Genomic DNA, 3,950 nt, shown 5'->3' with positions numbered 1-3,950 from the left:
TGAAGGCCCGAAGGGCGTAGGTCACGTCCCGTTCGGTCTGCAGCCCGTCGATCGCTATCCCCAGGGACAGCACCCCGGCGTCGAAGACCCGCTGCGCATCGCGTGTGTTCTGGCTCATACTTCCATCCGTCGGTATCGGATCTCGGGGTGGCGACGCACCATCCCGAAGCTGTTGGACACATTTCCGGCCAGCTCGAGAAACGCCTGCTGAGTGGGTGCCCGCAGGTGTGTGAAGTCGATCGCCGCACCCTCGGCGAGGTGCTGGTCGAAGGGGATCAGGTGAATCGAATTGCAACGTGCGGCAAAGTGATCGACGATCTTGTCGACCTTCACCTGGCCGGTTTGCGGGCGGGACGAGCTGAGGACGACGTGCGCCTCGTGCACCAGGCGCCCGTACCCGTGGGAATTGAGCCAGTCGAGGGTGGCCGAGGCACTGCGCGCGGCGTCCATCGCCGGGGTGGTCACGAGGACGATGGCGTGGGCGAGGTCGAGGACCCCACCCATCACCGAATGCATGATCCCGGTGCCGCAGTCGGTCAGGATGATGTTGTAGTAACGCTGCAGTGTGTCGATCGTGCGCCGGTAGTCGGCCTCGTCGTAGGCGGTGGCGGCAGCTGGGTCTTGTTCGGAGGCAAGGACTTCCAGGCGACTCGGAGAGGTGGAGGTGAGGTTGGACACCGCGGCGTAATGGTCGATGGGGCCCATGTTCAGCAGGTCGCGGACGTTGGCCGAGGTCCGGCCCGGAATCCGGTCGGCGAGAGTGCCGCGGTCGGGGTTGGCGTCCACCGCGATCACCCGATCTCCGCGCACCGCGGCCAACGCCGAGCCGAGCCCCACCGTGGTGGTGGTCTTGCCCACCCCACCTTTCATCGACAGCATGGCGATCCGGAAGTCGCCGTTGATCGGTCGCCGGATCTGATCGATCAGCTGCTGACGCCGCCGGGCCGCCCGTGACTCGCCGGGATTGACGTGCCCCGAGGACACCGTGAACACGGCGCGGCGCCAACCGGCCTGCGGGGCTTCGCTTCTGCGATCACGCTGGTGCGCCTCGTCCAACGACGGTACCGCGGCTGGCGGCCGCAACGGATTCGATGGATGCGCAGGTGCAGGCCCCGGGCCAAATGGTGGCGCAGGGGCATACGGTGAGGCCGGGGCATACTGGGGCGCCGGGTATTGCCCGGAAAAGTGTTGCGCGGGTGGCGGCGCGGGGGCCTGGTGAGCGGGTGGACGATGTCCGGGCCACGGCGATGGTGGTGGTTGGTGGGTGGGAGCAGGCGGCGAGGACGGTGCCTGCGGAATCGGCTCGGCGTGGCGCGGAAGAGGCGCGATGGGATCGGTGGTCGGCGGCGCGGGGTGCGGCGGCGGAGGTGGTTGTGATGCAGAGGGTTGTGGCGCAGCGGGATACGGCACCGGGGTGACCGGCATCTGCTCGGCCCGCGGTTCAACCGCGGGAGCACGTGGTGGCGCGGGTGGTGTCGGACGCTGGTCCACGGGCTCAGGGTTCGTCGGCCCACTGTTCGCAGGTCCGTACTCCATAGGCCCGTACTCCATGGGCACGTGCTGTATCGGCGCCTGTGCCGTGTGGCCCGGTGGTATCGAGCCGGGGGGTATCGAGCCCGGTGGTATCGAGCCCAAAGCTGTTGGGTCCGAAGGTGGTGCGGCCATTCCCATGGGGTCTTGCTGCCACGGCGGTCGTGCGGGCCGACGACGACGCCGCGGTTCGGGCGTCGGTGCAGGTACGGGCTGGGGCTGCAGGGGCGGTGACGTGATCGGATGACGCACCGTCATCGCATCGGCGACATGCGGATCGGTGGCATCTGCGTCGTCCGGCGAGGCGTCACCCCGCGTGTCCTCGGGTGGTGTCGGCAGCCCGGTGTCGATAGGGGTCGGGCTGCCGGCGGCGGGTATCTCGTCGTCCGTGAGATAGCTACTGCCTGTGGAGGTTTCGTCGTACGCGGAGACCTCGCCGTCTGTGATGTCGCTGTTCATGGGGATCGGCGGGTCGTCCACGCCGATCGGGACATCGTGTGACGGCTCGTCGATGGACTCGTCGGACAGCGTCGGGATGGTGAACTCCGGGTGGGGTTCCGGTTCCGGCTGGGTACGTCCGAGTCGTGAGAGGAGTTGTGCTGCACGGGTTTCGATCTCGTCGAGATCATCCGAGTCGGCCGCGGCGTCATCCGGGCCGTCCGCCGCATGACGCGGGCCGTCGGTTTGCGGATCATCGGTCTCGGCAGTTTCGCCGGCGGGCGAGGCCAACGGCATCCACATGGCGCCCAAGCCGAGGTCGTCTTCGGACGGCAGTGGGGCCTGGCGCGACGAGCTCTCGGAGGGTGCGGGTTCCTCGGTGACGGCGGTGCCACCCGGCCGGGCGCCGAACGCCGCCAACAGCGGGTTGTCCTCGTCGTCGACGTCGTCGGTAGAACCCGGACCCGCCGATGTCAGCGGGCTCGCGCCACCGAGAATCCCCGCGAAGGGATTGAAGTCGGCGCTGGTGGGGTCGTCTCGAGAACTGACGGCGCCGACCGTCGGACTCACGGTCTCGCCCGGCGTGGCGTCGGTCTCGGACGCGGCGTCGCTGGTGGCCGCTCTTGTGTGGGATCGCTTGTTGCCAAGGGTATTTGCGTCGTCGTCCGGGGAGCCCGACAGCCACGAAGGGGTCTGTGACTCCCCGTGATCGTCTGCAAACATCTGTACCCCGTTCGACGCATCGCACCTTCGGCGGCGCGTGTCCTGACCTCAGCCGACTGTATCGTGAGCCGTGCGCAAGGGTGTTGTTGCGTCATGTTAGTGAATGGGAGGATTGATGGCTCTGCCACCGCCGATGATGTCGGCAGCACAGTCCCGTTCGGGTGCCGTCGCGGTGCGGACAACCCAGGTGGGACTGCCGGTTGCACTCCGCATCGACCCGCGCAAGCTTCAGGGCGACCCCCAGGCGCTCGCCGACGAGATCCTGCGACTGAGCAGGCTTGCGGCGATGCGCGCGCAGGTCGAGATCCGGCGGCAACTCGTCGAGCAGGGCACTGATCCGCAGGTCATCCGGTATGCGCAACTGCCCACCGAGGACGATTTGCACGATTTCGAAGAACTCAACGAGCGTGCCCAGGACGAACAGTCCGGTGACGGATGGCTGAGGCCGGTATGAGAACGCTGGCGAATTCGGTGCTCGCGCGCATCGAGAAACAACGCGACCTGATGGAGTCGCTGCAGGCACAGACCGCCGGCATTCGCGTCAGGGTGTCGAGCCCGGACAAGGTCGTCACCGTCGAGGTCGACGGCGTCGGCGCGATGACGGGGCTGTGGCTGGGGCCCGGCATCACACGGCATACCGATTCGTCGCTTTCTGCGTTGATCGTCGAGACCGCACAGCACGCCGCGCGCGCCTCACTACACCGCCGCAACACCCTGATTCAAGAGTTCACCGATCAATTCGGCCGCCATCAGAACGAGCCACTCGAGCGGTGGGACGGGACAACGGCGACCCCTCGGCGACCTTTGTCGGAATTGCCCGATCCGCAACCGCGGACATCTCCGGAAAGCCTGCGCGACAAGGGCTGAGGACGCATCGTCGGCCACGAATACACCGTAGTATCCGACGCGGCGACGAGTCCGAGTCATTCATGGTGACGACATACCCGCGTTGAGGTTGCACGTGTGGTGATCCATTGATTGACTTGGTTCAAGTTGCTAACGATCGGTTTCACAGTGTGGGGGTCCACGAAACATGTCCAACGGAGTTCTGGCGGTGACGCCGGGGGTGATCGAGACCTTCGCGGCGGCCAATATGTCGGCGAGTGATCTGATCGCACTGGCCTCGAGTGCGGATGCCGAGGCCATGGTCGCGGCGGTCGCGCTGGCGGTGGGTCCGATCGGCGTCGAGTACCTCCTCGGCTATGCGCCCGCGCAGGCATCCAATCTGGCCGCCTCCTTCCTGGTGTCGGCGGGGCACG

The 3,950-nt window shown here is 67.0% G+C and carries 4 protein-coding genes; 3 read left to right on the top strand and 1 reads right to left on the bottom strand.

From position 1 onward, the window contains the following. Positions 1-114 precede the first annotated feature (114 nt). The gene (locus tag B1964_RS16135; protein WP_079930499.1) at positions 115-2,691 is read right to left on the bottom strand and encodes a MinD/ParA family protein; all 2,577 of its coding nucleotides are present in this window, start codon (positions 2,689-2,691) and stop codon (positions 115-117) included. 115 nt (positions 2,692-2,806) lie between these two features. Here B1964_RS16135 and B1964_RS16130 point away from each other — a divergent pair, with 115 nt between their 5' ends. The 3 genes from B1964_RS16130 to B1964_RS16120 form a co-directional block, all read left to right on the top strand. Beyond that, the gene (locus B1964_RS16130; RefSeq protein WP_079930498.1) at positions 2,807-3,145 is read left to right on the top strand and encodes a DUF2694 family protein; all 339 of its coding nucleotides are present in this window, start codon (positions 2,807-2,809) and stop codon (positions 3,143-3,145) included. Continuing rightward, complete coding sequence (locus B1964_RS16125; protein WP_079930497.1) at positions 3,142-3,558, top strand: YbaB/EbfC family nucleoid-associated protein; 417 nt, start codon at positions 3,142-3,144, stop codon at positions 3,556-3,558. The genes B1964_RS16130 and B1964_RS16125 overlap by 4 nt, the downstream gene beginning before the upstream one ends. 166 nt (positions 3,559-3,724) lie before the next feature. Beyond that, on the top strand, positions 3,725-3,950 hold a 226-nt coding region (locus tag B1964_RS16120; protein ID WP_079930496.1), incomplete at its 3' end, for a hypothetical protein.

It is taken from the genome of Gordonia sp. i37 (genome assembly GCF_002043085.1).
GTDB classification, from domain to species: domain Bacteria; phylum Actinomycetota; class Actinomycetes; order Mycobacteriales; family Mycobacteriaceae; genus Gordonia; species Gordonia polyisoprenivorans.
This window is presented reverse-complemented; position numbering and strand designations above follow the sequence as displayed.

What these genes read in the sequence shown, in the direction of transcription:
- B1964_RS16135 (WP_079930499.1), bottom strand. Translation starts at nt 2,691, where the DNA reads ATGTTTGCAGACGATCACGGGGAGTCACAGACCCCTTCGTGGCTGTCG.
- B1964_RS16130 (WP_079930498.1), top strand. Translation starts at nt 2,807, where the DNA reads ATGGCTCTGCCACCGCCGATGATGTCGGCAGCACAGTCCCGTTCGGGT.
- B1964_RS16125 (WP_079930497.1), top strand. Translation starts at nt 3,142, where the DNA reads ATGAGAACGCTGGCGAATTCGGTGCTCGCGCGCATCGAGAAACAACGC.